General features: G+C 54.9%; 19 protein-coding genes. 16 read left to right on the top strand and 3 right to left on the bottom strand.

Annotated elements, in window-relative coordinates:
- The first annotated feature begins 13 nt into the window (after nt 1-13).
- The 6 genes from DTL42_RS24505 (at nt 14) to DTL42_RS24480 (ending at nt 6051) form a co-directional block, all read left to right on the top strand.
- Complete coding sequence (locus DTL42_RS24505) at nt 14-265, top strand: hypothetical protein (protein WP_114373280.1); 252 nt, start codon at nt 14-16, stop codon at nt 263-265.
- 64 nt (nt 266-329) lie between these two features.
- Entirely contained in the window at nt 330-527 is a 198-nt protein-coding gene (locus DTL42_RS24500; RefSeq protein ID WP_114373278.1) for a Rho termination factor N-terminal domain-containing protein, read from the top strand.
- 372 nt (nt 528-899) lie between these two features.
- Nucleotides 900-1922 carry a PRC-barrel domain-containing protein gene (locus DTL42_RS24495; protein ID WP_158545539.1) on the top strand — a complete coding sequence of 341 codons (1023 nt, stop codon included), beginning with the start codon at nt 900-902 and terminating at the stop codon, nt 1920-1922.
- A gap of 196 nt (nt 1923-2118) precedes the next feature.
- A complete protein-coding gene (locus tag DTL42_RS24490; protein WP_114373274.1) occupies nt 2119-2316 on the top strand; it encodes a CsbD family protein in 198 nt (65 codons plus the stop codon).
- A gap of 273 nt (nt 2317-2589) precedes the next feature.
- Entirely contained in the window at nt 2590-4695 is a 2106-nt protein-coding gene (locus DTL42_RS24485) for a DUF1549 domain-containing protein (RefSeq protein WP_114373272.1), read from the top strand.
- A gap of 39 nt (nt 4696-4734) precedes the next feature.
- The gene (locus DTL42_RS24480) at nt 4735-6051 is read left to right on the top strand and encodes a DUF1501 domain-containing protein (RefSeq protein WP_114373270.1); all 1317 of its coding nucleotides are present in this window, start codon (nt 4735-4737) and stop codon (nt 6049-6051) included.
- Here DTL42_RS24480 and ribD read toward each other — a convergent pair.
- Together ribD and DTL42_RS24470 are read right to left on the bottom strand one after the other, a co-directional pair.
- Nucleotides 6048-7175: a bifunctional diaminohydroxyphosphoribosylaminopyrimidine deaminase/5-amino-6-(5-phosphoribosylamino)uracil reductase RibD gene (gene ribD, locus DTL42_RS24475; protein WP_114373268.1), complete on the bottom strand. Its 1128-nt coding sequence runs from the start codon at nt 7173-7175 to the stop codon at nt 6048-6050. The two genes, DTL42_RS24480 and ribD, sit on opposite strands and share 4 nt — an antisense overlap.
- Before the next feature lie 3 nt (nt 7176-7178).
- Complete coding sequence (locus DTL42_RS24470; protein WP_114373266.1) at nt 7179-9344, bottom strand: hypothetical protein; 2166 nt, start codon at nt 9342-9344, stop codon at nt 7179-7181.
- 264 nt (nt 9345-9608) lie between these two features.
- Between DTL42_RS24470 and DTL42_RS24465 the strand changes: the two genes are divergently transcribed.
- The 7 genes from DTL42_RS24465 (at nt 9609) to DTL42_RS24430 (ending at nt 19044) form a co-directional block, all read left to right on the top strand.
- Entirely contained in the window at nt 9609-12710 is a 3102-nt protein-coding gene (locus tag DTL42_RS24465; protein ID WP_114373264.1) for a PVC-type heme-binding CxxCH protein, read from the top strand.
- 299 nt (nt 12711-13009) lie between these two features.
- Nucleotides 13010-13936: a hypothetical protein gene (locus DTL42_RS24460; protein ID WP_114373262.1), complete on the top strand. Its 927-nt coding sequence runs from the start codon at nt 13010-13012 to the stop codon at nt 13934-13936.
- Nucleotides 13937-14051: 115 nt separating this feature from the next.
- Entirely contained in the window at nt 14052-15068 is a 1017-nt protein-coding gene (gene fba, locus DTL42_RS24455; RefSeq protein ID WP_114373260.1) for a class II fructose-bisphosphate aldolase, read from the top strand.
- A gap of 596 nt (nt 15069-15664) precedes the next feature.
- Nucleotides 15665-16528, top strand: a complete 864-nt coding sequence (gene panC / locus DTL42_RS24445) for a pantoate--beta-alanine ligase (RefSeq protein WP_114373256.1) — start codon at nt 15665-15667, stop codon at nt 16526-16528.
- A gap of 28 nt (nt 16529-16556) precedes the next feature.
- Nucleotides 16557-17894: a prolipoprotein diacylglyceryl transferase family protein gene (locus tag DTL42_RS24440; RefSeq protein WP_114373254.1), complete on the top strand. Its 1338-nt coding sequence runs from the start codon at nt 16557-16559 to the stop codon at nt 17892-17894.
- A gap of 48 nt (nt 17895-17942) precedes the next feature.
- Nucleotides 17943-18308: a cupin domain-containing protein gene (locus tag DTL42_RS24435; protein ID WP_114373251.1), complete on the top strand. Its 366-nt coding sequence runs from the start codon at nt 17943-17945 to the stop codon at nt 18306-18308.
- Nucleotides 18309-18471: 163 nt separating this feature from the next.
- A complete protein-coding gene (locus DTL42_RS24430; RefSeq protein WP_114373249.1) occupies nt 18472-19044 on the top strand; it encodes an RNA polymerase sigma factor in 573 nt (190 codons plus the stop codon).
- Nucleotides 19045-19060: 16 nt separating this feature from the next.
- Here DTL42_RS24430 and DTL42_RS24425 read toward each other — a convergent pair whose 3' ends face one another.
- The gene (locus tag DTL42_RS24425) at nt 19061-20830 is read right to left on the bottom strand and encodes a solute:sodium symporter family transporter (protein ID WP_114373247.1); all 1770 of its coding nucleotides are present in this window, start codon (nt 20828-20830) and stop codon (nt 19061-19063) included.
- 720 nt (nt 20831-21550) lie between these two features.
- Here DTL42_RS24425 and DTL42_RS24415 point away from each other — a divergent pair.
- Genes DTL42_RS24415 through DTL42_RS24405 form a run of 3 tightly spaced genes read left to right on the top strand, consistent with a single transcriptional unit; the run spans nt 21551 to nt 25071 of the window.
- Complete coding sequence (locus DTL42_RS24415; RefSeq protein WP_114373243.1) at nt 21551-22606, top strand: type II secretion system F family protein; 1056 nt, start codon at nt 21551-21553, stop codon at nt 22604-22606.
- Between the two features lie 26 nt (nt 22607-22632).
- Nucleotides 22633-23787: a type II secretion system F family protein gene (locus tag DTL42_RS24410; protein WP_114373241.1), complete on the top strand. Its 1155-nt coding sequence runs from the start codon at nt 22633-22635 to the stop codon at nt 23785-23787.
- A gap of 36 nt (nt 23788-23823) precedes the next feature.
- Entirely contained in the window at nt 23824-25071 is a 1248-nt protein-coding gene (locus DTL42_RS24405; RefSeq protein WP_158545538.1) for a type II secretion system F family protein, read from the top strand.
- The last annotated feature ends 1 nt before the right edge of the window (nt 25072 follow it).

The raw sequence follows: 25072 nt of genomic DNA, 5'->3' as shown, positions 1-25072 counted from the left end.
CAGGTCTTCGATCATGAGCAACGCCCCCCTGCATCGCACGACCAAGTCCGTTTGTTTGAGTGCCACGGTTCTTCAGCCGCCTCTTCCGGACGGATCTTTCATGGTGCCGATGAATGATCCTGTTGATGCGATCCATGCGGAACGCCATCCCGAAGAAGCCGTCGATCGTCATCGTGAAATGGTGATGTTAGACCGTCTCTTTTGGATGTCGATCGCGCTTCTCATGATTGTGGGCCTGACTTTAAGAGTATGGATTTTGTTTTAGGAGGATACCTGACATCCTCCGTTAAGTTTTGCTGCCAGATTGATAAATCAAATGGGATTTCACCATGTCGATAACTACCAGCCCAACCACTGCATCCGAAGTAATGGAATCGTCTGCCTCTCCTTTTGACTCGGCCGAAAAACGGCTTGAAGATCACACGGTAAAAGAGCTGCGTGAACTTGCCAGTCAACTAGGAATTCGCGGTCGTAGTAAGCTGATGCACAAAGAAGAGCTAGTCAGCGTCATTCGCCGTCGCTGGTAAAGAGGAAACACCCTCCCCGGTTTCCCCCCCCTCATGCAAGAAAGAGCCTGGTTGTTTAACGACCAGGCTCTTTTCTTTTTGGTCTCTACGAAATCAGCCTGGGCGATTGAATCTTAAATTGCCGCAGTTATTAACGCTCAATTGGCCTCATTCTTTAAGAACTTCCACGAAATGGATTCATTTTGCCGGAACTGGAACAGTACATGCGTTAGCAGTTTCACCGTTGATCGCTTGGCTTTGCAGTGGAGACATTGCAGGGCTTTGTTCCACAAACAGCGATCCATTCAACAACCCGCGTCGCAATTTGGTCCTGTGGCAGAACCTCGCGACGCTAACAAAAATCTGCCTGCAGAAGTTCAAGGAGAGGTTCCTATGTTACGCAAGATTCCTGCAGTCGCTGCTGCTGCCCTGATGGCCGCTGGATGCGTTACCTCGCTCGCTCATGCTGATGATGTTGCCAACCCCAATCAATCAAACGTCCAAGTCGACGTCGGCGGACCGGCTGCTCCGGGGCAGGCGGACGTCGAAGTTAACACGGCAGACCAAGCAACGAAGGCGATGTTCGGTCGCCGCGCCAGCCAGATCGAAGGCATGGCAATCCACAACGAAGCTGGCAAAGATCTGGGCGTTGTTCGCGATGTCGTAATCGACACAGATCGTGGGCAAGTTAAGTATGTCGCCGTTTCGTACGGTGGTTTTCTGGGGCTTGGCACGAAGCTGTTTGCGGTCCCGTTTGAAGCTTTTCAATATCACCCAGCTACGCAAGGTCACGATGCACGACTTGTGCTGAACTTGAATGAAGAGATCCTGCGGAAAGCTCCCGGTTTTGATGCTGACAACTGGCCCGACATGGCTTCCCAGACGTTCACGAACGACATCGACAAACATTATCGTCACCGGGAAGGTGGTTTGAACATTCAAGCTGGTCCTGTGGGGATTCAAATTGGTGGCAAGCGAAAAGCAGCGGCCGACCAGCCCACCAATCCGTTGGCTGTTCATCGTGCGGCTAACATAATTGGCATGAATGTCGTCAATAATGAGAACGACAAAGTTGGCACGATTAACGATCTGATGATCGATATGAGCAACGGGCATGTGCGTTACGCTGCCCTGTCGGTCGGCGGTTTGGCTGGCATTGGCGATAGCATGTATGCCGTCGCTTGGGACCAGTTCCGCTGGAAGCATAACGCTCAGAACGATACCAACGAGTTGGTTTTGAATGTCGATCCCAAGCTGTTGAAAGACGTTAAAGGGTTCGATCAAGATAACTGGCCGCAACATGCGACCGCTCGTTTAGGTACGACCAAGGTCGATGCCAACGTCGAGCGTCCTGGAGTTGATGCCGATATCAACGTCCCTGGCGTGCGTGTCGATGTCGATACCAAGGATAACTAGTACAGGAAGTCTCAGGGCGGAATCATGGAGTGATACGACACATGGAGGTCACAAAATCGACCACCCCTGAGATGGATTGACGAAGTGGTTGTTGGGCCAACGCCTTGGGGAAGTCGTTTCTCGAAACGATCTTCCCTGAGGCTTGGCTTAATTATATCGAGATACCTCTCTTCCCTTTTTTGTCAGGAGCCTAGCAATGAACTGGGACACCATTAAAGGAAACTGGAAACAGTTTCGCGGAACTGTGCGAGAGCAATGGGGCAAGTTGACCGATGACGATCTCGAAGTGATCGCCGGAAAGCGAGACAAGCTGTGTGGCAAAATTCAGGAACGCTATGGCATTGCCAAAGAAGAAGCCGAGCGGCAAATCGATCAATTTCATAACGCCCTGTAACACGGGCCAGCTCTGCATTGGTTTCCCTGATCGTTCGTGATTCCCCCAGCTAGTTTCGGACTCTGGGGGGGGGAGAGTTGATGGCGTCGCTTGGAGGCTTGTTTGTAAATTTAGGGCAGTGATGCGTCCATAAGATGTTACGAAAATGAATTTTCGCAGCATTTTGATTGACGTTACTTTTCTTTTTTTCTTACATTGAGAGGAGCCCACCGATCTCCGCCTTCCTGGGGGAGACACTTCTCAACTTACCTCTCCTCTCGGAAAACTCTGCCCATGCGATCTCTGTCTTGGCGATATGCCAGAAATTTGTTGGGGATCGTCCTCTTGTTAGCGACTCCATTGGTGATTCAAGCCGCAGACGCGATCAACACGAAATCGCTCCCAGGCATCTTGCTCGATAACGTCCAAGCGGAAATGGTCGGCCCTTGGGTACCGTCCAACCGGATCAAGCCGTATGTCGGAGAAGGTTACGTTCATAGCGGTAAATCGACCGATTCGGTTAGCAAGCAGTCGAAGACGATCACCTTCCGCCAGAAATTGCCTCAGCCAGGTAGTTACCGAGTTTATCTCGCTTACAACGCTGGCAAAGATCGCGCAGCCCAGGCGCCCATCGTCATTCGGCATGATGCTGGGGAGTCTCAAGTTCGACTCAATCAGCGAGACAAGCCCCAAGGCCCGCTGATGTTTCATCCGCTTGGCGATTTCAATTTTACACCAGAGAAAGAAGCGATCGTAACGATCTCGGACCACGAGGCTCAGGGCATCGTCATCGTCGACGCGGTTCTCTTCGTGCCGCAAAATCAACTTGCCAAGTTGAAAGGAATAGAAAAGAAACGAGTGTCTGTCGAACCGGAAACCGCGCCTGAATTTGTCCGCGCAAAGTTACCGCCCAGACAAACGCTGACATCCGCTGCGTTAGACGAACGGATCGTTCGCGAAGCGCATCTCACCAAGACCACGGCGATCATCGACGACGAAACGTTTCTGCGGCGAGTAACCATCGACGTTATTGGACGCATCCCGACGGAGCAGGAGCGAACCGAATTTCTGGCTGATACCAAGCCGACCAAGCGGGCTCTATTAGTCGAACGCTTGTTGGCCAGCCCAGAATTTGGCCAGAACTGGGCAACGTATTGGAGCGATGTTTTCAGCTACCGTATTCCGCAGCCTGAGCTGACCTATCTCGACTACCAGGTCTTTCAAGATTGGCTGGCTCTGCAACTCAACGAAGGTACCGGCTGGGATGAAGTAACGTATCGGATTTTGACCGCGACCGGCAAAGTCAGGGACAATCCGCCTGCCTTCTTTGTGGGCTACCATCAAGCGAGCACTTCGCGTTTGGCGGGCGAAACGACTCGGATTTTTCTTGGCACCCAGATTCAATGTGCCGAGTGCCACGACCATCCGTTTGTCGATATTCCCCAGGAACGCTTCCACCAGATGGCCGCCTTTTTTGTGCGTTCCTCTTCTAAGCTGCCTTGGAACGATAGCAGCGAAATCATCGTTGGTAGTAAATCTTCCGGCGAACACAAGCTACCGGAAACCAGCCGTGTGATGTTGCCGACCGTCTTCCGTGGCGACCCGCTACCGAAAGGGGCAAGCGACATCGAACGTCGCGTGCAACTGGCTAAATGGGTCACCAGCCCAGACAACACGATGTTTCCTAAGGCTTACACTAACCGAATCTGGGAACGTCTGATGGACGCTCCTTTCTGTGATCCGATCGACGAGATCAGCGCCGAGGCTGGCTATCCGAGCTTGCCCTCTCTGCATCAAGCCGTTGCAGATCATTTTATGGCGAATCAATACGACGCCAAGTCACTCTTTCGCTTGATCCTGAACACCAAAGCCTACCAGCGACAGCTTGATGCCGAAGACCAAATCGTCGGCCAATTGGCTGCGGCCGAATTTCGGAAGATGCGGGGCGATGTGGTTTTTAAGTCGCTGGCCGTAGCGATCGAACTGCCGAACGTAACCGGCGAAGCGACCGAGCCAACCGACGCTGTTCGTTTTCCGCCGCCACCGAAAAGCACGCTCGATCTTGTGAATGAAGTCTTTGGTTACGATCCATCCTTAGGCAAAGCGTTTCGCCCACAAACGATGCAGCAGGCCATGTTCCTGATGAACAATCGCCAACTACAAGCTCAGGTCAACGCAGCTGCCGATCAAAAGACCAAGCTGGCCAAAATGCTTGATCAGTCGCCCGACGACCGCCAGGCGATCCAGCGGCTCTACGTCAACGTGCTCGGTCGAGCCCCCAGCGAAGAAGAGCTAACCGTTGCCTACGACTATGTTCAAGAAATCGATTCTCGCAGCGAGGCGTTCGAAGACCTTTTGTGGGCACTTTTGAACACGGCTGAATTCACCACCCGCCGCTAAGTCAAATTGCACGTAGACACCCCTGCCAAGGTACCTGCCATGATTCGTTCTTGCTGGAATTTGATGACTCGAGATGGTCACGTGACGCAGCGTCGTGGTTTTCTCAAGCAGCTACTAACCGCTTCCGCCGCCGGAGCAATTGGCCTCTCATGGCGCGACATGCTGATCGCCCGAGCCAGCGAACTTCGTAAGACCGGCAAGGCGATGATCTTGCTATGGATGGATGGCGGGCCAAGTCAGTTCGAGACTTTTAATCCCAAAATTGGCTCGCAATATCAAGGACCAGCCACGGCGATACCGACATCGCTACCAGGCGTACATATCGCCGAGCATCTTCCTGAAACGGCGAAGATGATGCACAAGATCGCCTTGATCCGCTCGATGCAAAGTCCTGAACGCGATCACTTCCGCGCGATCAAATTGGTTCGCAGCGGATACCCGCTTAACCCTTCCATTCAATATCCGACTTGGGGCAGCGTGGTTGCCCGCGATCGGTTTGACCCAACGTACGACTTGCCTGCGTTCGTGCGGATTGGCAAGCCTCGGATTATTACCCGTGACATCAACAGCGGTGTATTAGGGCCGCGCTACGAATCGTTCAAGATCGAACGTGCTGGTTCGCTGCCAGAGGATGTCCTTACCACTGTGCCGGAAGATCGCCTCAAGCGACGGTTGGACTTGGCCGCCCGGTTGGATTCCGAGTTTGCTTCCCATGGGGGTGGGGGACGCGTGCAGGAGAAACAAGCAATCTACGAGCAAACGCAGCGTTTTGTGCTTAGCCCAAAGCTGGAAGCATTTCGACTCGATAACGAACCCGACAAGGTTCGCGATGCCTATGGCCGCAACGATTTCGGTCAGGGGTGCCTGTTGGCGCGTCGCTTGGTTGAAACAGGCGTTAGCTTCGTGGAAGTGTTCAGCACCGGCAACGTGAGCGATCAAGGTTGGGATACCCACAAGCATGGCTGGGATGAAAATCCGAAACTCGCTGGCGGCATCGACCAGGGCTACGCCGCGCTGCTACGCGATCTCGACCAGCGGGGCATGCTGGAAGACACACTGGTTGTCTGGATGGGAGAGTTTGGTCGCACACCCAAGTTCAAACCGGACGGTGGTCGCGAGCATTACTCCGACGGTTGGGTCACTTGCCTATCGGGCGGAGGCGTGAAGATGGGCCAAGTAATCGGCGCGACCGATAAACAAGGAGTGACCGTCTCCGATCGACCGGTGAGCGTGCAAGATTTATTCGTCACGTTTTGCCAAGTGCTGGGCATGAACCCGCACGACGAATACGTCACCGATCAAGATCAGCCGCTGACGTTAGTCAAAGGTGGCGAACTGATTCACGAGTTGTTCTAAGAACCTTGCTGGTCTGTAAAGCCGGTAAAACCATGCACGCAGATCGTGTTGCCGTACGTCTTTACATTCGTGCGAGTAAGCTGCGTGGCGTTTTCCATGCTCGCAATTCCCTGACCGCCGATTGGGCTGATTGCTTCTTTTCCGCCTGCGATCTTGGGGGCAACGAACGCGTAAACTTCATCGATCTGGCGGTTATCCCATAACAGGCCCAGCAGTTGACTCCCTCCTTCAACCAAGATGTTGGTCATCCCACGCTGGGCGAGTTCATCGAGCAGAAAGTCGAGTCTAGCGACGTGATCGTTGCCAGGGCAAGCAATCACATCACAGCCTGCGTGTTGCAAGCGTTCGAGGCGTTCTGGTGGGGCATTAGGGGACGTGGCGACGATGACCGGGGCTTGGTCGATGGTCTTGATCAAGCGACTTGATTCGCTGAGCGAGGCCTGGCTGTCGACGATAATCCGAGCCGCCGTGCGTGGCCCGGGAGGGCGAGTGGTTAGCAGTGGATCGTCTAGCTTTGCCGTCCCGCTACCGACCATCACACCGTCGCACAAGCCACGAATGCGATGCACTTCGGCCCGCGCCTCTTCGCTGCTAATCCACTTGCTGCTGCCGTTGGCGGTGGCCAGTTTGCCGTCTAGGGTCATCGCCCACTTGGCAATCAGCCACGGCTTGCCTTGCCGCTGCCGTTTGAGATACGGAGCGTTGAGCCGCTGGGCTTCGTCGCCGAGAACACCAACGCAAACTTCCATGCCAGCGGCAGCCAAGATTTGCAGACCACCTCCCTGCACTTTGGGAAATGGATCTTGCATGGCCACAACCACGCGGGCCGGTTTCGCCGCCAAAAGAGCATCGGTACAAGGAGGCGTTTTACCGTGGTGGCAGCACGGTTCTAACGTGACATAAACCGTGCTCCCTTCCAGCGACGCCTCGCCGCAGTTGGCCAAGGCGTTCACTTCAGCATGGGGACCGCCGAACTTCTGGTGGTATCCCTCGCCGATCACTTCCCCTGCTTTCACGACAACGCAGCCAACCATTGGGTTGGGCTCGACGTGCCCGCGCCCTTGCTGGGCAAGCTGTAAGGCGCGGTGCATGAACGGAAGGTCGGCGTCGCTCGCAGCGGACATGGCTTAGTCCATTCCTGGTAGCCATAAGCCCGACTTCTTTTCCTCTGCTGGGGGTGCCCCAGCTTGTGGCGGCGCGGCTGGCGGCGGGCTGCCTGCCCCAGGTGTCCACAAGCCACCTGCTTCTTCGGGGCTTGGGCCTGCCGGTGGTCCACCTTGCGGCATGCCTGCCATGCGGCCATCAGGCGTGATCAAACCGAAGCGTTGCAGCACGCCGAACAAAGCCTGAGCGGTGTTCGGTTCTTGAGCATGCTTGGTCATAAGCACTTGCATCAACTGTTGAGCCTCGGCCATTTCGCGGCGCTCGAATCGCATGGCAAGTTCGGCCACAAGCCACGGCCCTGGCGATTGGCCTTGCTGTGCGGATTCGGCCTGGGCCTTCTTCAAGTAACCGAGCGTGACGTCGCCATCAGCAGCCGTACGGGCCAGTTCACCGTAGAGTTGCGCTCGGTCGATCTGATCTTGTAGCGACTCGCGATTGAGAAGTTCCTGGGCCAATACCTCGACGGCTTTGTTCAGCCCGCGAATCACGCTACGCCCGTATGCTTGCACGAGGTCTTGATCACTCAGCTTGTCGACAGGTAAACGATGCAAGCGTGTAATCGGAACCGACAAAATATCGAGTCCGTCTGCCGAAAGCATCTCGGCACCTGGCAGGTTCAGCTTCTTACGCAGCTCACTAAAATCGAATTCCCATTTCTCTTGCTGAGCGACCATTTCCAGCGTCAGCACTTCAGCGGCCAGGGACAGACGCAGATCGGAATCTTGCGCAGCTTCTAGCGGGGTTTTGCCGCCGAGCGATTTCATGGGGAACTTAACCCAGTTCTCCAGCATGACCAGACGCCGCTTTTCAGCCATCAACTTGCTGCGAATCTCAGGCGTGATGTCGTCCGGCAGACGCCACTGCCAGTTCATCAGATCTTGCAACGCATAGATGCGGCCTTGGGCGGTCTCTTCGACGGTTGGCTCGATCGTGTCGCCGCAAATTTCTTTCAGCGTAGCAACGGCTTCATCGAACTGAGGCCCCTTGGCCGAAGTGAACTCGATTCGGGCTGGGCGATCGGTTTCTTTGCCGTAAACGAGGACCTCGCCCAGGACGCTCGAAACGTTGTCTAAGGTTAGCTCGGCAGCGGTAGCGACGCGTGGCTTATCCAGCAGCAAGTAGGCAGCCCGGGGCGGAGGCGAATCTTCGGTGCCCAACTGTGAAAGATCGACCGGCAGATGCTCGGCCCGCTCGTCAACTCGCAGCTTTTCGAGCAACTGCTCCATTTCCAGAACAGGCATCGCGGCGGCGACGACGTCGATTTGCTCTTCGTCTTGCTCTCCCAGCGACTTGGCCAAGGCTTCGGCTTCGGCCGCCGTTTCAAAGTCGATCCGCTGCTCGGCGACGGCGAACGTATGCAGTGTTTTGGCAGCCGTTTCGTCTTGGGCCAAGCTGAACTGCAGGGCTGCGATGTTTTCGAGGATAGCCGGATTGCGTGGCGCGCCGGCACGTAGTTCTTCAAACTGGGCCAGCGATCGACGCCACAAGCCTTGGCTGGCATCTTTAAGAGCGTTGTTGAATTCATCTTTGCGCGGGAAGTCGGCCGGGCACTCGGCGAACGACAGGTCTTGCTTCAGGAAGATCGGGATCTCCGGAGCATGATTCAACCGCATCAGCATTTGCATCGGCGTGTTGTCGTCTTCATGGGCCAGGTTGGCTTGCTGCGTGAAGTGAGCCCGGGCGCCTAGCACTTTGCCGGTCATCAGCAACATTTGGCCGACAACGCCAAAGGCATCATATAAAGAAGGATGCAGGTTGACTTCGGTCTTTTCGAGGGCCGTTTGCAACTCGTTGATCGCTTCGTCCCCTTTGCCCAGCGAAGCATCCAGGGTGGCTTTCAAGGCATGGGCCGAAGCTAGTTCTGGATGCTTTTCCAGAAACAAGTTCACTGCTTCTTCCGCTTTGTGTTCGTCGGAAAGCTGCAAATTCAAAATCGCGTTATAGAACAGCGGTATCGAATGGTCCGGATACTTAACGAGCAGCTTTTTCACGAAGTCGAGACAAGCCACACGCTGATCGCCTTGCAGCAGACGCTCGATCTTTTCGATATCGCCGACCATGTCCGGGCAGTAGAACTTGATCTTCTTGTTGGTCCCACAGGGAGGATAGGAATAAGCGTCGATAGTCATGCCGACTTCCGTTTGTATTTGCTGAGGTTAGTCGCGAAGTGCGTATTTAACATCCACCTATTAGGCGGAGCGAGTCATTGGCAAACCCGGATGGTAACAAATTATAAGCAATCTGACGAGCAGCTTTATGGCCGGAAACGCCCCGCTGGAAGATGGTAAAACAATCGTTTGCTGGCACCGCTAGGAATGGATTAGACTAGGTTTTTCTAAAAATCCCCGCCATTTCCCCTCTCCCCCCGCTTACCTTACGAAGGCGAATCGCTCATGCGAACCTTGCTCATCTTGCTGCTGATTGCCTCCCCGGTTTGGGCTGATTTTCCGGAAATTCACAATTCCGAACGGGACAAAGAAGCTCAGCCAATGCCCCCTCAGCAGGCCGCTGCCAGCTTCGAGGTGCCTGAAGGATTCCAAGTCGATGTCGTTTTTGCTGAACCAGATGTCCAAAACCCAATCGCGATGGCCTGGGATGCCCAAGGGCGGCTTTGGATTGCGGAGAACTTTACCTACGATCAGCCCAGCTTGAAGTTCGATCGAAGTTTACGCGACCGGGTTCTTTTCTTTGAAGACACCGATGGCGACGGCAAACTCGACAAACGGAATGTCTTTGTCGATGACGTCCAACTGCTGACCAGCGTGGAAGTCGGAGCGGGGGGCGTGTGGCTGATGTGCCCGCCTCAGGTGTTGTTCATCCCCGATGCCGATCACGATGGCAAACCAGATGGCCCAGCCGAAGTCGTGCTCGATGGATTTACCGTCGCCAAAGACAACTACCACAATTTTGCCAACGGGCTACGTTTCGGCCCCGATGGCTGGCTGTACGGGCGCTGCGGTCACTCGTGCCCAGGCCATATCGGCTTGCCGGGCACGCCCGACGAAAAACGGTTACCGATGGAAGGGGGCATCTGGCGTTATCACCCGCAAACCAAGCATGTGGAAGTGCTGACCACCGGCACAACCAATCCCTGGGGGCACGACTGGGACGAGCTGGGCGAACTCTTCTTCATCAACACGGTGAACGGCCATCTATGGCACATGATTCCTGGGGCTCACTTCATGCAAAACTTTGCCCTCGATCCTCACCCGCATTCGTACCAACTGATCGACACTCATGCCGATCATTGGCACTTCGATACGACCGGGCGCTGGCAAGATTCGCGCGACGGGGTCGCCAACAAGTATGGTGGCGGGCACGCGCACGTGGGGATGATGATCTATCAAGGAGCCAACTGGCCGGAAGAATATCGCGGCAATCTGTTCACTTTCAACATGCACGGCCGCCGTGCGAATCAAGATATTTTGGTTCGCGAAGGAAGTGGTTACGTCGGCCAGCATGGGAAAGATATCTTGCTCAGCGGCGATCCTTTCTTCCGAGGCATGGACCTTAGTGCTGGGCCTGATGGCAGCGTGTACGTGATCGATTGGAGCGATACCGGCGAATGTCACGACCACACCGGTGTCCATCGAACCAGCGGGCGGATCTATCGGGTTTCGTATGAAGGGGCCCGAAAGTTCACGCGACCACCAACCGGAGATTCGTATTTCCTCAACCCGATGGTGCAGCAACTCGACGACAACTGGGCCCCACGGATGGCGCGAATTGTCTTGCAGGAAAAGTACTTGGCAGGGGAAGACATGAGCCCCCTAATTCAATTGCTTCAGCCGCTGGTGTTCGAGGAAAAGCCTGAGCAAGGATTGACCTCGTTGGCCAAGCACGACCGCAACCGACTCCGCTACCTTTGGACCTTGCACGCGATTGGTGGCACCGATCAATCGCTGTTGCTCAAGTTATTAGACGATAAAAACGAACACATGCGGGCGTGGGCGATCCGTTTGCTCACCGAGCAGTGGCCGCTAGACGCCGCTCAAGGGCCAGTTCCGCAAAATGCTGCCCTTGCCCAACAGGTTCGGGAAGAAGCCAGAGAGATGCTGCCCAAATTCGTGCAAATGGCCGCATCCGACGACTCGGCGTTCGTCCGGCTGACGCTCGCTTCAACGCTGCAGCGGCTTCCGGTGGAACTGCGGGGCAAGCTGGCCACGCAATTAGTTCGCCACCCGGAAGACGCCAACGACCACAACTTGCCGATGATGGTTTGGTACGGGCTGATGTCGAACAAGGGAGAGCACTTGAAAGACCTGGGGACAGTTGCCTCAGCCAGCACGTGGCCAACCACTACCCGGCTGATCGCCCGCCGGTTGACCGAAGAGATCGAAACCCAGCCAGATGCGATCAACGCCCTGATCGGGCGGGCTAAAAGCTTTGACGCATCCCAGGCAGCCGCCATGTTAACTGGCATGAGCGAAGCACTGCGTGGGTGGTCGAAGGCACCCAAGCCAACGGCGTGGGACTCGCTTGCTTTGAAGTTGTCCAAGCTCCCCGTGCAAGGCATTCCCGCAAAGGTTCTTGAACTAGGAGCCGTGTTTGGCGATGGCCGGGCGCTGGACGAACTGCGGGCGTTGGCATTAAACAACGAAGCCGACCTGCAGGCCCGCCGGGCGGCGTTGGCTTCCCTGATTGAAGCCAAGCCAGACGATCTGCGTACGCTTTGCGAGAAGCTGATTACCACACCCATGGTCAACGTGGTAGCGGCACGCGGGCTGGCTCAATATAACGACCCTGCTGCGGCGGAACTGTTGGTGGCGAACTATCGCCGCTTCTGGGAGACACAGCGGCCAGAAGTGTTGTCGATCTTGCTTTCGCGTCCGGTGTTTGCTCATGTGCTGCTCGATGCCCTGGCCAACAATCGCATTCGCAAGTCGGACGTCACGGCGATTCACGTGCGGCAGTTACGATCGCTCGGCGACGAAACCCTCAACCAGCGGGCCAACGAAGTATGGGGAGAAGTTCGCGAGTCGAGCGAAGAGAAACAGAAAGCGATGGCCTACTGGAAAGAACGCCTCAGCGAAGAGAATCTCGCCCAGGCCGACATGGCCCGGGGGCGTGTCGTGTTTGAAGGGCTGTGTGCCAAATGCCACCGCTTGTACGGCGAAGGAAGCACGATCGGCCCTGACCTGACCGGCAGCAATCGGAGCAATCTCGATTACCTGTTGCAAAACATCATCGACCCCAGCGCCGTGGTGAGTGCCGATTACCGGATGACCGTGCTGCAATTGGAAGATGGCCGCGTGTTCAGCGGAATCGTGGCCGAGCAAAACGATAAAACGCTCACCCTGCAAACGCCAACCGAACGCGTGACGGTCGAGAAGGATCAGATCGAAGCGCAGAAGAAAACCAATCTCTCGCCGATGCCAGACTTGCAATTAGGAGCCGCCCCCAATCAGCCAGGCGGGCTACTGACCGACGAGCAGTTTTTGGATTTGATTTCGTACCTAAAGAACCCCGCCCAGGTGCCGCTACCCAGCAAGTAACCACCGTTGCTTCGGCATCCTTTGCGACTAAGAAGAACGTGTGCTAGATCGTAGGGGACGCCTCGACGCACCAGAGTTTGCTTCCGAACTTTGGCATAACCAATGCGTGGAAACACACCTTTCACGTAGCCGTTTTCCTTTGGCAAAAGGCAAATCAACAGAGGCTGTTTAACAACCGGTGCTAGCACGCTCGAAAGTGCGATTGCGTGCGGTGGATTGTTTCTCTACTATCCCTCCGCCTACTGCTGCGCACGAGGCGTCCCATCGATTTTCACCTTTGGTATGAAGCAACTTCTAGCATGGATGCTCGAAGAAACGCCGCTCTCTTGGTTGTCACGGCTTTGGTCGCGTTGAGTGGCTGCGCGCTGTGGCATACGCCAGAAGATCTTCCCCCCAGCGAACTGCCGAAGCGAACGGTCTCGGAAGATACCGTCATGCTAGAAATGGCCCGCATCTCGCTCGGCTCGCTCGAAGAGCAGGCTTTTCAAGGTGTGTGGCAGGAAGTCGACGAGCAAAGCATCCCACTCGACAAACGCCGAGAGCTTTCGGCCAACGGGTTCCGGGTGGGAATTATCGACTTTCATGTCCCGGCTGTGATTCGAGACATCATTAAAGGCAAGGAAGGAACCAAAGGCCCCAACGGCGAAGAGATGGTTCAAGTCGACGGCGAAGCACGGGCCGCGATCAACCACCGCTATTTTCCCCGGGGCAAACGCAGTGAATACGTCATGGTTCCCTTGCAGTCCGAAGTCTCGCTGCTGGAACGGATCGACGGTATCGTGCGTGGCGAAACATATGAAGACGCGGAATGTAAATTCATCATGAAGGCATTTCCGCAGAACGATGGTCGCGTGAAAATTGCGATTACGCCTGAAATCCACTACGGCCAAGCTCGCCAGCGGGTTGAATCAGGTGAAGGGATGTTCCGGATTGAAAACCGTAGGGAAACACGCGTGCTCTCGCAGGTGGAATTTGCGGCGACCTTAGAGCCAGGCCAGACGCTGTTGATCAGCGGAACCAACGAGCCGATGGGGATCGGCCAGGTTTATTTCCAACGCGAAAGCGGCGGAGCCCTGCGGCGGCAAGTGCTTCTCATCCGGGTTGCTGGCACACAATTCGATGATCTTTTCCAAACGTCGAAGCATGTCAAGGAAAATTTGCCCCTTAATGACGACTCTACGGAAGGTCTACTTCCCTCGCACTTTGACGAGCCTACCGGGGATTGACCTCACGCCGCAAACGCTCTGATAATAACGACTTTCAATGAAACACTTTGGCTGTCGTAGGGGCGATTTGGATCCTCAAGCAGCCCTGTCACCGTCTTAACTCGGGAGAGACTTCATGGCTTTAATTCCCCTACGGGTGCTGTTGGATCACGCTGCGGAAAACTCGTACGGCGTGGCTGCTTTCAATGTCAACAACATGGAGCAGATCCAATCGATCATGGAAGCCGCCCAGGAAACCGATTCGCCGGTTATCGTCCAGGCTTCACGCGGTGCCCGTAAGTACTCGCAAGACAACTACTTGCGTCACTTGATGCTGGCCGCTTCCGAGCTCTACCCGAACATCCCCATCGTCATGCACCAAGACCACGGCAACAGCCCGGAAACCTGCATGAGCGCCATCGAAAACGGGTTTACCTCGGTGATGATGGATGGTTCGCTGGAAGCCGACGGCAAGACCCCAGCCAGCTACGAATACAACGTCGACGTGACCAAGAAGGTCGTCGAAATGGCCCACGCCAAGAACGTGAGCGTCGAAGGGGAACTGGGCTGCTTGGGTTCGCTGGAAAGCGGCATGGGCGAAGCCGAAGATGGCCATGGTGCCGAAGGCGAACTGAGCCACGACCAACTGCTGACCGACCCAGATGAAGCTGCTCGTTTCGTCGAAGAAACCGGCGTCGACGCGTTGGCCGTTGCCATTGGTACCAGCCACGGTGCTTACAAGTTCACCAAGAAGCCTACCGGCGAAGTCTTGGCGATGGATCGTATCGAAGCGATTCACAAGCGTCTGCCCAACTGCCACTTGGTGATGCACGGTAGCTCGAGCGTTCCGCAAGAACTGCAAGACATCATCAACAAGTACGGCGGCGAGATCAAACAAACCTACGGTGTGCCGGTCGAAGAGATCCAACGCGGTATCAAGAGCGGTGTCCGAAAGATCAACGTCGACACCGACAATCGTATGGCCATCACCGGTGCGATTCGCAAGATCCTGATGGAAAAGCCATCGGAATTCGATCCGCGTGCTTACCTGACCCCAGCTCGCGATGCGATGAAGCAGGTTTGTATCGATCGCATGGTCGCCTTCGGCCAAGCTGGTCAAGCTTCGAAGATGCGTGCCGCCAAGCTCGTCTAATTCGCGCTGGCAAACGCAGGCGTTACCTGCTCAAACAGAATGCCAAAAAGGACTGCGATCACTCGCAGTCCTTTTTCATTTCTTGTCCCCTCTCTCAACGCTATTCCTTGCCAGGTGGTCACGTCGTTCTTACTGTGGCATTTGAAAACGGACGCCACTTCCGGCGATTCAGCATGCGCGAATAAGGGTAGCCACTTGCAGAAAATGGGACAGCGTGGGCGGAAAATGGAACAAGCTTGGGACCATCGCGTGCGGCTCGGATAAGCAGTGCCCTCCCTCCCCTGCTTCGTCGGCAAATTGCTGCAGGGAAGAGTTTTGAGTATGAACTTGGCGCGAACGAAAACGACGGAAGGGAGAGCGGTGTTATTTTTGAGTAGGAAACCGTGCGAGCGGTAACCTAGCCAAAAACCTGCGGTTAGCGTTATTTTTGAGGGTTTTGAGTAGGAACTTGGCGGGGCGGCAAACACGGCAACGGCGATTGCGTGTATTTTGAGTATAAACTCGGCGGCATGCGGAACGAGGCTTGGAGCCCACTGGGAATTTCCGTTTGGCCGAGACAATTGATGTGACACAACACCGTCCGTTGAATCTGCGATATGTCTCCAACACCGCGCGTCTTTCACGATCCTATCCAGCTGCGAACTGCCATCCGCCAGGCTCAGGCCGAAGGCCAGCGCGTAGGGCTTGTGCCCACGATGGGGGCTTTGCACGAAGGGCATTTGAGTCTGGTCGCCGAGTCGCAGAAGTCGTGCGATCTGACCGTGGTAACCATCTTCGTGAATCCCACCCAGTTCGCCCCAGGGGAAGATTTCGAGAAGTATCCGCGCACGCTTGATACCGACTTGGAATTGCTCTCGCGATTCGATCCGGTGTGGGTCTTGGCCCCCGAGGTCGCGGCGATGTACCCGCCCGGCAGCACGTCGGTAGTGCAGGCCCCAGAGATCGCCCGGCAGCTAGAAGGGGAGTTTCGCCCGACGCACTTCGACGGGGTCGCTACGATTGTGCTGAAGCTGTTTCAGGTCGCCCCAGCCGACGCGGCCTATTTCGGCCAAAAAGATTTTCAGCAAGTTCGCGTGATCGAGGAAATGGTCCGCGACTTGTTAGTCCCCATCGAAATCGTGCGTTGCCCGATCGTGCGAGAAGAAGACGGGCTGGCAATTAGTTCGCGGAACCGATACCTCTCTGCGGCTGAGCGGCAGATCGCGTTAAGTATTTCACAGACACTGAAAGCAGCCCAAGCTCAAATAGAGGCAGGGCCAGTCGACGTCCATGCGCTGTGCAGCGAGATGCTTGCCCACCTCAAAGCAAGTGGTACGGCACCTGAATACGTGACCATTGCCGACCCGCAGACGCTTAAATCGGTGGAGACAATCACCGCTGAGGTCGTTATCCTGGTGGCTGCCAAAGTGGGAGCCACGCGGTTAATCGACAACATGCTAGTGAGCCCACCGTCTTCCTGATTCCGATCTTTAGCCCCTAGAAGCCAACGTGCAACGCACCCTGTTTTTAATACCGATCCCCGATGACGTTTTGGGCCTGCCTGTGCTGGGGTTTGGGTGGCTGCTGATTTTATGGGGTGTGATCGTCGCCTTGTGGATCTTCCTGCTCTCGCGGAAGCCCAACTTCATGCAAGAGTTGGTTGGCCATGCGATGTTGTTTGTGGTGGTTGCCGCGGCGATTGTGTTTGTGCTGCCCATGCTGCGGGTTGAGGAGGCCGGCCAGCTTGGTTTTCCGGTGCGCGGGTACGGGGTGCTGTTGGTGCTGGCGATCATCTCGGCCGTCGGCTTGGCGGCCTACCGTGCGCAGCGAATGGGGCTGAACCCGGAAGTCATCTTCTCGCTGGCGATGGTGATGATTGTTAGTGGCGTGGTAGGAGCCCGGCTGTTCTTTGTGCTGCAATATTGGCACACCTTTTACGTTCCTGGGAATTGGCAGGCAACGTTGGGTAATGTGATGAAAGTGACCGAAGGGGGAATCGTGGTGTACGGTTCGCTTATTGGTGGCGCGGTTGCCTTTCTGATCTTCTGCTATCGCAAACACCTCAACGCATTAGCGCTGGCCGACTTGATTGCCCCGAGCATGATGATCGGGATGTTCTTCGGGCGGATTGGTTGCTTCATGAACGGCTGCTGCTACGGCGGTTTGTGTACGTTGCCAGTTGCGGTCTCGTTTCCGCAAGGGACACCCCCTCAATTTACGCCTCCTTACATTCGGCACATGGAAAACGGCGCGTTTTACGGCTTGCTGTTTGCCCAGGACGACGAAGGGGCAGTCCGCGTGGCCAATGTTCTGCCTGACTCGCCGGCCAGTGAGAACGGCAAGATCGAAATTGGTGACACCGTGGAAAGTGTCAATGGAACCAAACTGCAAGGGCAAAAGGGAAAGCCGTTGGATGTTCTCGCACGAGCTATGCTCAACTCTTGGACGATCAACGACGAGAAAGCCGTTGCCCCCGGCAGCATCTTTTTGAAGTTGGCGAACAAGGGCCTGGTCGAGCTACATGCCGGACCACTGCCTCAGGCATCGCTTCCGGTTCATCCCACGCAGCTTTACAGCAGCCTCAACGGGCTGATTCTGTGTCTCTTGGCATGTGCCTACTATCCGTTTCGCAAGGCAGACGGAGAGGTGATTGCCGTGACGATGGGTTTGTATTCGGTGACTCGCTTCTTGTTAGAAGTCATCCGAACCGACGAGTACGCGATTGGCGGGACCGGGCTAACGATTTCGCAGAATGTGAGTGTCGTGGTCTTTTTGCTGTCGCTGGCCCTGTTGATCTTCACCCGAGTTCGTCATCAGCCACTTGCCTGGCCCCGCGCTGCTGCATAAGAATGGGTGAGCTTTTTGCCGCCCCCAATTCGATGTAGGACGCCCCAGATGCCTGACTTTATCTCCGAGCCAGCGGTCGTAGAGGCCGCCGGCAACAAACCTAAAGTCATCCAAGAGTTTGTTGGACGTGTAAATACCCAGAACTCTGAGATCAGTATCGCCAGAATGGTCAGCCCCGGTGGCTGGGTCGAGCCGGGCCAAACGCCCCAGTTCGACGAATACACGGTGGTGCTGAAAGGCGAACTTACGGTGGAAACCGTAGATAGTGTCCAACAGGTTTCTGCCGGTCAGGCAATAATCGCGAAAAAAGGGGAATGGGTTCGTTACAGCAGCCCTCATCCTGCAGGGGCCGAGTATATGGCCGTCTGCCTGCCAGCCTTTTCCCCAGAAACCGTTCACCGCGATACCCCCTAGCCACTTCTTGGTGGTCGTCTCCTCGAAACGGGGGGATGTTTTAGCTACGATAGAACTTGTCTTTTCCTTCCAGCAGTGCAGGCCGTCGCGCAAAACCTTGGCTCTTGCGCTGAATCTGGAATGAGAGTCCTCCTCTCCCTTATCCCTTGGCAATTTAACTTCTGTGTCAGACGACTCGTTATTGATTCAGCGAATTCTTCAAGGCGACGCGGCCGCCTACGAAGATATTGTGCGCTGTTATCAGCAGCGACTTTACAACACGATGGTTCATATTCTCGGCTCGCGGGAAGATGCCGAGGATGTCGTTCAAGAGTCGTTTGTCCAAGCCTATCTCAAGCTGGCCACCTTCCAAGGAAACAGCGCGTTTTACACGTGGCTTTATCGGATCTCGTTTAACATTGCGATCAGCCACCGCCGCCGTCGCAGGAAGACACACTCGATCGACCAGGTCCGCGAAGACATCGGCAACGAGCCGGTCGACCAAGCAGAAGGGCCGACCCATCGTATCGAGCAGCAAGAAAGTGTCCGCCAGGTTCACACCGCGCTGACCAAACTTTCGGAAGAGCACCGCGATGTTTTGGTGTTACGCGAACTGGAAGGAATGGACTACGACCGGATTGCGGACGTGCTGGAGCTGCCCGTCGGAACGGTTCGCAGTCGCTTGCACCGGGCCCGTAGCCATCTGAAGGAATGCCTCGAAGTGATGATTGCTCAGTCCGAGCGAGGCATTCCGTAACGTTCGCGGGCAGTGTCTAGCCCAGCGACTTGAGGCAGCCGGTAACAAAATGCCGGGCCTGATCCATCGCTTCAGGGCTAACTTCTTCACTAGTTCCCGGCGGAGGAACCAGCGGCCAGATAACGCTGATATCGGCAAAGTAGATGTAGATCGACATCACGATCACAATCAAGCCAATCCCCACCGGCCAGGCCAATGGCCAACTGGTCATATCGACCTTGCCCGATTCTTGTTGCTGGTAAGGAAACGGACGCGGGGAAAGCTGGGCCATCAGAAGCTGAAAAGCAACCAGCGTCAGGAACATGAGCCCCAGGAAGTGGAAGCTGTAGAAGTCGCCGTTAAAATCCCAGGTTGCCTTTTCGGTCAGGGGTTGCACAACGAAATAGAACAGCGCGATCCCCACAAAACCAAAGATCAGCGAAATGTCCGCTGCAAACTTCGGGGCGTTCTTGGAAAGCATGCCGACAAGCACAACCGAGAAGATCGGGATGAAGTACAGCCCGTTCATCTTTTGCAGATAACCGAAAATGCTATCTTGCCCAACAAGCAGCGGGGCGATCGTCATCGACACAACGGCCAAGATCGTGCCGAACACTTTGCCTGACATAATCACCCGCTGATCGGAAGCATTTGGGTGCAGCATCTGCTTATAAACGCCCAGGCTGAATAGCGTAGCGGTACTGTTTAGGGCCGAGTTAAACGAACTGAGAATAGCCCCCACCATGGCCGCCGCAAAGAAGCCCGCCAAAGGTGTCGGCAATACGGTTTGCACGAGCTTTCCGTAAGCCGCGTCTTTAGCAATCGTGTCGCCAAACAGATGAAAGGCAATTAGGCCCGGCAGCACGAGAATCAGCGGGGCGAAGATTTTCAATGCCCCGGCCATGAGCACGCCGCGTTGGCCTTCCTTTAAGCTGCTGGCACCAAATGTCCGTTGAATAATCTGCTGGTTAGTACACCAGTAAAAGAGGTTCAGCAGCAGCACGCCGGTGAACAGTGTCGTAAAGGGAACGGAAGAAGTCGAAGAGCCAAGCGAATTGAACTTTTCGGGGTGGTCGTTCTGAAGGATCTCGACCGCTTTAAAGATGCCTTCATCGCTCACGGCGTTCAAGCCGTAGAACACAATCATGAAACCACCGACCAGCAGGCCAAAACCGTTGAGCGTATCGGAAACGGCAACCGTTCGCAGACCGCCGAAAATCGCGTAAATCGAACCAATGATACCGATCAACCAGACGGCAGCCCAAATGATGACATGCCCAGCGAAGTCCAGGTCTTGAGGCTTCGCGTCCGCAGGAAGAACCATGGGGCCAATGCCGAAAATGCCTCGCACATCGAGAATTTCAGTCAGGCCCTTGGCACCGGTATACAAAATAATCGGCAACAAAATCCCCGCGTAAGCAATGATGAAGATGAGCGAAGTGATTGCCCGCGTTGAATCGCCAAAGCGTTCTTCCAGAAACTCAGGAACGGTAGCAATTCCGCTCTTTAAGTAGCGAGGCAGAAAATACAGAGCCATGATCACCAGCGAAACGCCAGCGATCACTTCCCAGGCCATCACGCAGAGCCCATCTTGGAAAGCCGCGCCGTTCAGGCCAACCAACTGTTCCGTCGAAAGGTTGGTCAGCATCAACGAGCCAGCAATGTAGCCCCCGGTTAACGTTCGGCCTGCTAGGAAGTAGCCAGAGGAAGAACCGTGGTCGTCTTTGCGGGTCAAAAACCAAGTGATGACACCGACCAAAGCGGTAAAGAAAACGAATGAACCGAGGGTGATCGCCGTTTCAAGCATGGGGTGCCTGTGGGTAGCTTCGGGGCATGAGGAGCAGGGCAAACCGTTGAGGTTAACCCGGGAGATCTCTTTGGCAATGAGAAAATCACAAGGGTTGCTGAGAAATATTGCGGATTTCTCTTGCCAGTGCAACCATAACCACTTCGCGAGCTACGATAAATCAGGCAGTTTACGAGGAGGTTGAACGCGAATTCTTTCGGAATTGAGCAATCGATTTCCTTGTTGATAGCCGATCATTACTAAATAAGACCCACTCTCGTCGAAATTCGGCTAACCACAGAGAACCTGCTGAGGTGGTGGTTAGAATGAAAGTGGAACGGAACCTACTTGAGAGAGGCGTATCATGGACTTCATCGTCAGTTTTTTGCAGCAACAGAGGAAGCAGAAATAAGGGAACTACGGTTCCTTGAATTGCTCTTCTACGGTCATTTGATTTGGTAAGAAGAGCATTCGTTCTGCCTAAGTCGCAGGTCGGTGATCGCAAAATCGCCGAATGACGGCAAGCGGGGCTTCTTTGCTTCAGCCCCATCAAACCTAAGAGCGACTTGCTTGAGTTCGCCGAGGGAAGCAGTCGGCCGACGCTGGCCGAGCGCGCGGATCGGCGAAGTCTGGCCAATGCCGTAGCCCACGCGACAAATCGCTCAATTTCTTTCGCATAGTAAGAATCGCTGATAGAATAGAGACTATCTATTCTTGCTCCTCATTCCCTGGAAAGTCAGCGTGGCTTCGTCTCGTTCATCATATCGCTTGGAAGATATTTTGGCTTTAAATGCCGAGATGATATCTTTATCGCGTGTCGAGCTTCCCTTAGATCCTCATTTGGGACGAATGAGCCAAGATCTTTCGGGAAAATTGAAGGGCATGGCCGACGACCTCTCGGCCCGCCTGGCCGCTGGGCAACCGTTGGACGAAGCGATTGGGGAGTTGGGAACCGGTTTCCCGCCAATGTACCGTGCGGTGCTAACCGCTGGCCTGCGAAGTGGCCGTTTGACAGCAGCATTGGAAGATATTGCTGCGACAGCTCGCCGAATTCAACAACTGCGGGCTTCTTATTTGACCGCCTCGGTCTACCCGGCGATCTTGCTGATTCTGGCAGGCGTCTTGGGCAGTACGATTGGAATGGACCAACTGCAAACGATGCGTGCATTGTGCGTCGATACGTTAGGTTCGACCGACGACTTTGTCATTCGCGCGATCGACTTCTTTTTAATGCTCAATCCCTTTTTTATTGGCATAGGTATCCTGGGCGGGCTGTTGTTGCTGGTGGTGATGATCCTGTTTATCTGGCCGTCCCCTCTATTTCTCGGCGATGGTCTCGTAACGCGGCTGTTGCCTGGCGCGAAGAAAGTGTCCAGTAATTGCCAATGGGCGATGGTCTTCGATTTGATGTCGTTATTGCTACGTCATGGCTGTGCCCTGCCCGAGTCGATTTGCTTAGCGACGGAAGCAACCGGCAGCAGAAAGCTCATTCGAGCCGGCAAGGATTGGGCGGCACGAATTGAACGAGGGGAAACGAAGTCGTCTCCGCCTGAGTTGAGCCCCCTGAGTCGTTGGTTGCTGGCCTCGCACTTATCGCCCGAGGCATTGGCGGACAGCTTAGCGCTGACCTCTAAACGGTACTATTCCAAGGCGCGACGCCAATGTCAGTGGATGCAAAACCAGTTGCCAATCTTGACGACTTTGATCATTGGTGGGTTGGTGGTGACGATCTATGCCGCGCTGCTGTTTGTCCCCTGGATTGGAATGCTGCGTCATATTCTCATCCTGCCTCGCTGAGTTCCCTCTTGTTCTGAAACACTTTTATGCCTTCCTCCAATCGTTTGAAACCTGAAGCAAGCTACGGTGGTCCATTGGATGACGTCGTCGTTCCAGGTGAGGAAAGTGCGAGTGCGGCGTCGCCTGGCGGTGACAAGGTTCAGACAATTGTCTTAAGCGACGAGGAGTCGGCCGAGGTCCTTCGTGGAATCGCCGAGATGGCGCAAGCCGGTCTTCCGCTGGACGAAGGCTTAGAAGCCCTGGCCGAAGAAGTAGGCATCGGTAAAACGCAAACGGCATTTCGACAACTGGCCAAAGAGATACGAGCCGGTGGCAACCCTTTGGTCGAGCACGATCTGAGCTACGTGCGCCTGCCGAAGTATCATCAAAGAATTTTGTTGGCTGGCATCCAGTCTGATCGGATGGGGGATACCCTATTCGAATTGCTCGACGAGGAAAACTGGCGGCGTGAATACTGGCGTGATCTCTTCGCCGCACTTTCCTATACGTTGCTTTTGGCTCTGGTGACGCTGCTGGTTGTCGATCTGTTGAATATCATTGTGATGCCAACCTTGCAGGAAAACTTTCTGGAAGTCTACGAAGATTTTCAGCTCGATCTTTCTTTTGATCCAACGATTTTCAGGGCTCCGCCGGTTTCTTGGACCGCATTCATTTTATTGACTGGGGTCGGGTGTTTGCTTATCCCCATGCTCTTAACACCCTCGCAAGCGGCCATGTTGCGGCGCAGCATCCCGCTGTTGGGGAAAATCTTCTGGTGGTATGAAACGCTTGATTTGATCGTCAAGTTGCGCTTGCTGATTGCCCAGAATATACCGGCCTCGACGGCGTTGCGTTTGGCGAGTGATTCACTTGCGAGTCGTCGGATGGTTCAACTGGCTCCGATATGGGCGAGCGAAATGGATCAAGGACGCTCGCTGGCCGATGTATGGTTAACGAGCATGGATATTCCCACATCAATCTTGCCGTTGATTCGGTGGGGCGAACACTCTGGCAAACTCGGCGAGGCATTGTCCAGTGCCGAAGAGTTGCTGAAAGATCGCCTTGTGATGCGGCGCGAGTTAATTCGGAAGATCGGCCCTCCCATCGTCACCACTTTGGTTTTGGCGGCCTTGTTTTGGGCGGCGATTCGCATGTTTATCATGTTCTTACCCCTCATCGACCTCATTAATTTTTTGTCGTAAGCGATGGACCTGCTATATCACCTACAGAATCTTTGGATGGCGGTCGTGCTGGGCGTCGTGCTACTGATTTTGTCGACCCAGTGGGACAGTACAACTCACGAAGAACCAACCCTGATGCAACGCACCCTGCGGCTTTCGGCCTGGTTGTTAATTTGCATTGGCGGAGCGGCTTGGTGGATTGGCGTGTCTGGGTATCTGGCCGTCGTAGTGCTGGTGGTGATTGGGACGATTGTGTTTGGCTTTGCCATGCAGCGTTATCGCAGTGTCGAGAACCGAGGACTTGTTTCGGTCGTTCTCTCTGGCATGGAAAAAGGGATCTCGCCTATCGTCAGCGTGGTGGCTTATCGCCAAGAGGCCACCGGCTTGCAGGAACGCAAGGCAGGGCGTTTTGCCCGGGCTTTAGGGGCGGGGATGCCACTGGGAGCTGCGTCCAAGGCAGCCGGTGTCGATATGCCGGCCGAAGCGCTCATGGCACTTGAAATCGGACGAACGTTGGGCAACGTGGACGAGATCAATCGTTATGCCAAGAAGTTTTCACGCGACGAGACAACCAATTATGGTAACTTCGATTTCTTCTTAGGTTCGTTGGTCACGCTGATTGTCATAGCCATCTTTCAGGTCGTCTGTCTGACCTTTCTGAAAATCAAAATCGCACCCACAATGGCCCAGATCCTGCAAGATTTCGGACTTTATGAAGATGCCATGAACTCCGCTTGGGGGTGGACTTCGTCGTCGGTTGTTTTGATTATGTGTGGGCTTTATGTGATGATTCCCATCGCTTGCTTCCTCGCCTTTTTAATGGTGTTAGTACAAATGGGTTGGCTGACCGAACTGCCATGGGGCTTGCGTTGGGTTCATGGGCCGGTGAATGAATGCCGCTTGCTGAATGTCTTGTCAGTGGTTGTCGCAGCCGAATTGCCCCTGCAACGTTCGTTGGATGTCATGCGAAAGCAGTTTCCTGCCAGTCGAATTCGTTCCATTACCCATGGAACCTACCTACAATTAAAACAGGGAGGCGACTGGATCGATGCATTGCGAACTTCGCGCGTAGTCAGTACCGGCGAAGCTGCGCTGATCAGGTCGGCTCAAGAGGCTGGCAACTTGGCTTGGGCGCTGAAAGAGGTTTCTGTCGGCAAACGCCGCCGTCACATGCAACGCATGGCACCGATCACTAAGGTCGTATTGCCTGTTTTGGTTGTGCTGGCCGCGTTTCCGGTGATTACTGCGGCGGTGAGTATGTTCCTCCCAATTATCGATCTGATTACTACATTATCTCTGGCCTAAT

The sequence above is a fragment of the Bremerella cremea genome, assembly GCF_003335505.1.
Taxonomy (GTDB): domain Bacteria; phylum Planctomycetota; class Planctomycetia; order Pirellulales; family Pirellulaceae; genus Bremerella; species Bremerella cremea_A.
This window is presented reverse-complemented; position numbering and strand designations above follow the sequence as displayed.

Excerpts from the sequence above, each read along its gene's own strand:
- DTL42_RS24505 (WP_114373280.1), top strand. The coding sequence starts at position 14 with ATGAGCAACGCCCCCCTGCATCGCACGACCAAGTCCGTTTGTTTGAGT.
- DTL42_RS24500 (WP_114373278.1), top strand. The coding sequence starts at position 330 with ATGTCGATAACTACCAGCCCAACCACTGCATCCGAAGTAATGGAATCG.
- DTL42_RS24495 (WP_158545539.1), top strand. The coding sequence starts at position 900 with ATGTTACGCAAGATTCCTGCAGTCGCTGCTGCTGCCCTGATGGCCGCT.
- DTL42_RS24490 (WP_114373274.1), top strand. The coding sequence starts at position 2,119 with ATGAACTGGGACACCATTAAAGGAAACTGGAAACAGTTTCGCGGAACT.
- DTL42_RS24485 (WP_114373272.1), top strand. The coding sequence starts at position 2,590 with ATGCGATCTCTGTCTTGGCGATATGCCAGAAATTTGTTGGGGATCGTC.
- DTL42_RS24480 (WP_114373270.1), top strand. The coding sequence starts at position 4,735 with ATGATTCGTTCTTGCTGGAATTTGATGACTCGAGATGGTCACGTGACG.
- ribD (WP_114373268.1), bottom strand. The coding sequence starts at position 7,175 with ATGTCCGCTGCGAGCGACGCCGACCTTCCGTTCATGCACCGCGCCTTA.
- DTL42_RS24470 (WP_114373266.1), bottom strand. The coding sequence starts at position 9,344 with ATGACTATCGACGCTTATTCCTATCCTCCCTGTGGGACCAACAAGAAG.
- DTL42_RS24465 (WP_114373264.1), top strand. The coding sequence starts at position 9,609 with ATGCGAACCTTGCTCATCTTGCTGCTGATTGCCTCCCCGGTTTGGGCT.
- DTL42_RS24460 (WP_114373262.1), top strand. The coding sequence starts at position 13,010 with ATGGATGCTCGAAGAAACGCCGCTCTCTTGGTTGTCACGGCTTTGGTC.
- fba (WP_114373260.1), top strand. The coding sequence starts at position 14,052 with ATGGCTTTAATTCCCCTACGGGTGCTGTTGGATCACGCTGCGGAAAAC.
- panC (WP_114373256.1), top strand. The coding sequence starts at position 15,665 with ATGTCTCCAACACCGCGCGTCTTTCACGATCCTATCCAGCTGCGAACT.
- DTL42_RS24435 (WP_114373251.1), top strand. The coding sequence starts at position 17,943 with ATGCCTGACTTTATCTCCGAGCCAGCGGTCGTAGAGGCCGCCGGCAAC.
- DTL42_RS24425 (WP_114373247.1), bottom strand. The coding sequence starts at position 20,830 with ATGCTTGAAACGGCGATCACCCTCGGTTCATTCGTTTTCTTTACCGCT.
- DTL42_RS24410 (WP_114373241.1), top strand. The coding sequence starts at position 22,633 with ATGCCTTCCTCCAATCGTTTGAAACCTGAAGCAAGCTACGGTGGTCCA.
- DTL42_RS24405 (WP_158545538.1), top strand. The coding sequence starts at position 23,824 with ATGGCGGTCGTGCTGGGCGTCGTGCTACTGATTTTGTCGACCCAGTGG.